This window comes from uncultured Candidatus Puniceispirillum sp. (assembly GCF_963979125.1).
Classification (GTDB): domain Bacteria; phylum Pseudomonadota; class Alphaproteobacteria; order Puniceispirillales; family Puniceispirillaceae; genus Puniceispirillum.
Map to the genome: position 1 here is coordinate 1 of NZ_CAXBVX010000148.1, position 3273 is coordinate 3273.

Below are 3273 nucleotides of genomic sequence, written 5' to 3' on the forward strand. Positions count from 1 at the left end.
CCATCGGCGGCACCTCGCAGGCTTGCTTTCTGCGCGGCGGTTGCGGTTGGTGGCAAGGCAGGTAGGCGTACATCATCCTTGCCAACATGCGTATCAGTGCCTGCGTAGGTAACCTGACATTCCTTGACACCTGCCACCGCCCGAAGTGCCGCGGCATTCGATTTCAGGAATTGTGATTCCTTGTCAAATTTGGAATCATGATTCGACATGATACATCCTGACTATTTGATCGATAAGGAACAGGTGAAATAACTAGCTTGCATTGGCTTGACGAACAGGTGCTTCGGGTAGATCAATGCCAAAGCAACGCTGGTAATATTCGGCCACGGTAGGGCGTTCAATCTCGTCACATTTATTCAGAAAGCTCAGGCGGAATGCTAGTGTCATATCACCAAAAATACTTGTATTTTCGGCCCATGTGATGACGGTACGTGGCGACATCACGGTGGACAGATCACCTGACATAAAGCCCTTGCGGGTCAGATCGGCCATGCGCACCATCTTGGCCAGTGTTTCAGTGCCTTTGGCATCGGCATATTCGGGTAATTTGGCTTTGACGATGCCAACTTCATCATCATGCGGCAGATAGTTCAATGTCGAGACGATTGACCAACGATCCATCTGCCCCTGATTGATTTGCTGGGTGCCATGATACAGACCTGTTGTATCACCAAGCCCAACGGTGTTGGCAGTAGCGAACAAACGGAAATTCGGATTTGGATGAATAACCTTATTGCTATCCAGCAAGGTTAGTTTGCCATCAACTTCCAGAACACGCTGAATCACGAACATGACGTCGGCACGGCCAGCATCATACTCGTCAAACACTAATGCCACAGGGTTTTGTAATGCCCAAGGCAAAATACCTTCACGGAATTCGGTGACCTGTTTGCCATCACGAAGCACAATCGCGTCCTTACCAATCAGGTCGATTCGGCTGATATGGCTGTCTAGATTGATCCGGATACAAGGCCAGTTCAGGCGTGCTGCAACCTGTTCGATATGGGTTGATTTACCTGTGCCGTGATAGCCTTGGATCATGACCCGGCGGTTAAAACCGAAACCAGCCAGAATGGCCAATGTTGTATCCGTATCAAACTGATATGTCGCGTCTTTGACTGGCACATAATCTGACCCCACGCTGAATGCAGGGACCTGCATATCAACATCAATGCCAAACACATCACGCGCATTCACGGTGATATCTGGTGCGGCTATTGGATGCGCTGACGCAGACACGATTTTTGACTCATTTGACATGGTGAGGTTCACTCCTGGGCAAAATAATGGGGTCTTTACTGTGCGGTGTTTTTGCCGCCACTTTCGATAGATTTACAAATAAGCGCATAGGCCAGATTAATATCTTTTAGCCGTTCTTCGGCATCCGCGTCACCCCTATTTTTATCTGGGTGGTTTTGCTTGGCTAATTGCTTGTACTGACGCTTTACGATTTCAATATCATCAACAGGGTCTAATTGCATCACGCGCCATGCCTGTTTTTCCTCTTTGCTTAGCTGGCGCGTGGGTTTGGTGCTGTCGCGGTTTTCAAAATCAAACAGCCCCATCACATCGTCAAACACCTTGTCTGATGGCTGACCGGTGGCAAATTTCCAGCTTGGCCGTTCCCATGTTGTTGCACGGCGTATTTCAGCTTCAAGCGCGGCACCTTGCAAGCCTTCATAATAATTCCAGGCGCGGTTATAGGCACGTACATGATCCAGACAGAACCAGATATAATCACGCAAAGCGTTACGCGATTTTGGCGCCCGATGAATGCCTTCTTGAATACAGCCATCTGCCGCGCATTGTCGTGTATGCGCGGGGTTATCATCGTCAGGTAGATTGATATCTGGTATAGAGGAACGCGTCATAATAGAATCCAGTATAAACCAACAAAACAACCAATCAAGACATCCCCCGCATTGGAGATAGCACATGACCAAAGCCGATACCATAGCCGCAAAATTGAAAATGGCTTTGCAAGCTGATTTTATCGAAGTTTTAGACGTCAGTCATGAACATGCAGGCCATGGTGGCTGGCGCGAAGGCGGTGAAACACATTTCAAGGTAACTATATCATCACCGCAATTTGCAGGCAAAAACCGTGTTCAACAGCATCGAATGGTTAACAGCTTGCTTGCTGACGAGCTGGCGAACGGTATTCATGCGCTGGAAATGCATTTATCTGCCAGTAAGCCAGCCTGAAGTCATGGCGCCACATCATCGGCATAGCCAACGCAACTATTACGTAAAGCGGCGTTGGCGCGTTGATTATCCTTGTCGCTAAGCTGGCCTGTTTCACGACGTTGACGCGCTTCTTCGCCATAGCGGGTCTGATAGGCGATCGTTGCCACTGGCCCCATCAATTCGGTGATATGTGTACACCCATGTCGGCCACCGATTGTGGTCATCATCCGGCGCCGCCATCCCGGACCGATCTGTAAACCAGCTAGGTCAGCAAAAACATCATTCGCCGTCGGACATATTTCATAAGGGCCTGCCAGCGTCACGGCTTCGGCTGATTGTATAATCAAATCATTATCGATCGTGATGCGCACATGCATGTGATGTACCGGCTGTTCAGGTGTCACCATACCGCGAAAATCGCTGGGGAAAGAGTAGGTTTTGTGATCAGTCAGTTCGGCTTCGATGTCATAAAGCCCGTCAGCGCGCAAAAAGCCATTAACGGTGATGTTGCGCTGATGCAGCTTTTCGCGTGCGACAGGGGCACTAAGAGCAGAGGCGCGGTTGCTGTCATAAATTGATGTCATGCCCTTAACCTATACCTTTCTAATGTGACCATAACCGCAAACTGGTGATCCGGTTACCATCACGTTTGACCACGCGAAAGCGGATATTGTGAAACCGGAATTCCTGCCCAGGCATTGGAATCGTCCGGCTTTCAAACAGCACTAGCCCCGCCAATGTTGAAGCATCCTCATCAGGCAGTTGCCAGCCAAGCGCGCGGTTCAGATCGCGGATCGTCACGCTACCATCAACCAGCCAAGAACCGTCAGCCTGTGCGGTCAGGCCAGGCAGGTCGATATCATGCTCGTCATCAATATCGCCGACGATTTCTTCCAGAATATCTTCCAGCGTGACGATACCGCGAAAATCGCCATATTCATCTACCACAACGGCAAAATGTTCGCGCCGGCTTCGGAAAGACTGAAGCTGGTCAAACAGCAAGGTTGTTTCAGGAATAAAATAGGCCGGGCTGGCAATGTCCTGGACAAATTTGTTACCATTACCATTACCATTACCATTACCATT

At 49.5% G+C, this 3273-nt stretch carries 5 protein-coding genes and 1 pseudogene; 1 reads left to right on the top strand and 5 read right to left on the bottom strand.

Going from position 1 to position 3273, the window contains the following annotated elements:
• From ABNT28_RS10470 to ABNT28_RS10480, 3 genes and pseudogenes are all read right to left on the bottom strand, one after another.
• Positions 1–209: pseudogene (locus ABNT28_RS10470) on the bottom strand (cobaltochelatase subunit CobT); the annotation flags it as partial.
• A gap of 43 nt (positions 210–252) precedes the next feature.
• Positions 253–1260 carry a cobaltochelatase subunit CobS gene (gene cobS, locus ABNT28_RS10475; RefSeq protein WP_332923235.1) on the bottom strand — a complete coding sequence of 336 codons (1008 nt, stop codon included), beginning with the start codon at positions 1258–1260 and terminating at the stop codon, positions 253–255.
• Positions 1261–1295: 35 nt separating this feature from the next.
• Positions 1296–1871 carry a DnaJ domain-containing protein gene (locus ABNT28_RS10480; protein WP_332923234.1) on the bottom strand — a complete coding sequence of 192 codons (576 nt, stop codon included), beginning with the start codon at positions 1869–1871 and terminating at the stop codon, positions 1296–1298.
• A 64-nt stretch (positions 1872–1935) separates the two neighbouring features.
• On the opposite strand from ABNT28_RS10480, the gene ABNT28_RS10485 reads away from it, so the two are divergent.
• Positions 1936–2205 carry a BolA family protein gene (locus ABNT28_RS10485; protein ID WP_332923233.1) on the top strand — a complete coding sequence of 90 codons (270 nt, stop codon included), beginning with the start codon at positions 1936–1938 and terminating at the stop codon, positions 2203–2205.
• Positions 2206–2207: 2 nt separating this feature from the next.
• Here the strand turns inward: ABNT28_RS10485 and ABNT28_RS10490 are convergent, their stop codons facing one another.
• Positions 2208–2771 carry a DUF2889 domain-containing protein gene (locus ABNT28_RS10490; protein WP_332923232.1) on the bottom strand — a complete coding sequence of 188 codons (564 nt, stop codon included), beginning with the start codon at positions 2769–2771 and terminating at the stop codon, positions 2208–2210.
• A gap of 19 nt (positions 2772–2790) precedes the next feature.
• Positions 2791–3273 (bottom strand): transporter associated domain-containing protein (locus ABNT28_RS10495; protein WP_348721560.1); only part of this gene is annotated, 483 nt, incomplete at its 5' end.

Excerpts from the sequence above, each read along its gene's own strand:
- cobS (WP_332923235.1), bottom strand. The coding sequence starts at position 1,260 with ATGTCAAATGAGTCAAAAATCGTGTCTGCGTCAGCGCATCCAATAGCC.
- ABNT28_RS10480 (WP_332923234.1), bottom strand. The coding sequence starts at position 1,871 with ATGACGCGTTCCTCTATACCAGATATCAATCTACCTGACGATGATAAC.
- ABNT28_RS10485 (WP_332923233.1), top strand. The coding sequence starts at position 1,936 with ATGACCAAAGCCGATACCATAGCCGCAAAATTGAAAATGGCTTTGCAA.
- ABNT28_RS10490 (WP_332923232.1), bottom strand. The coding sequence starts at position 2,771 with ATGACATCAATTTATGACAGCAACCGCGCCTCTGCTCTTAGTGCCCCT.